The following is a 1,158-nucleotide window of genomic DNA, read 5'->3' on the forward strand; positions in this document are numbered from 1 at the left end:
AATGGCGAACTGGGCCTTTGCCATGGACCATTCCCTCGGGGGCATGATCCATTCTTTTTCGGCCCGGTTCAAGGCCAGGAAGAGGAGCTTGAGGGCCGCGTCGTCATTGGGAAAATGTCCCCTGGCCCGGACGGCCCGCCTTAGCTTGGCGTTCAATGCCTCTATGGCATTGGTGGTGTAGATTAATTTTCGGACTTCGGCGGGGAAGGCGTAGAAGGGAATGACCTCCTCCCAAACCCGTTCCCAGGACTGGACGATCGCCGCGTATTTCCGGCCCCAGGAGCTTTCGGCAAAGGCGGTCAGGGCAGCTTTGCCGGCTTCGGCGTCCACTGCCCGATAGATATCCTTCAATGCCGTAGCCACGGATTTGCGATCTTTCCAGGCGACGAAATCCAGCGAATGGCGCAGCAGATGAACGATGCAGGTCTGCACCAGGGCTTCGGGGAAGACGGCGCGGATGGCGTCGGGAAAGCCCTTGAGCCCGTCGACTACGGCCAGCAGGACATCCTCGACGCCGCGATGGCGCAGTTCGTTCATGACACGGAGCCAGAATTTGGCACCCTCATTCTGCTCGATCCACAGGCCGAGGACTTCCTTGGTGCCGTCGGCGCGCACGCCCAAGGCGATATGCACCGCCTTGTTGCGCACCACGCTTTCGTCGCGGATCTTCACCCGCAGGGCATCGAAGAACACCACGGGATAGACCGCCTCCAGCGGCCGGTTCTGCCACGCGGCCACTTCGTCCAGCACGGCGTCGGTGATGACGCTGATCAGGTCCGGCGAGGCTTCCACCCCATAGATTTCAAGCAGATGGCCCTGGATCTCGCGCACGCTCATCCCGCGCGCATACATCGAGATGATCCGCTCGTCGAAGCCGGGAAACCGCCTCCGATAGCGGGCGATCAGTTGCGGATCGAACGTCCCCGCCCGATCACGCGGGATGTCCAGCCGCACCCGGCCGACATCCGTCAGCACCGTCTTTTGCCCATAGCCGTTGCGGCAGTTCGGGCGGCCGGCCACAGCCTCGCCGTCCAGATGGTGGTCCAACGTAACCGGCCGCTCAAGGCCGCATAATCACGCAGCCTGTTTGTGAGTTGTCGGCATGGGCCGCCAATTCCATGGCAGCAGTTCGTGGAGGCGGTTGATCTTATGATCGTT

At 61.9% G+C, this 1,158-nt stretch carries 1 pseudogene; it reads right to left on the reverse strand.

Annotated elements, in window-relative coordinates:
* A pseudogene (locus tag HLH29_RS19265) lies at positions 1-1,047 on the reverse strand (IS256 family transposase); the annotation flags it as partial.
* Positions 1,048-1,158: the final 111 nt, after the last annotated feature.

The organism is Gluconacetobacter tumulicola (assembly GCF_014174215.1).
GTDB classification, from domain to species: Bacteria; Pseudomonadota; Alphaproteobacteria; order Acetobacterales; family Acetobacteraceae; genus Gluconacetobacter; species Gluconacetobacter tumulicola.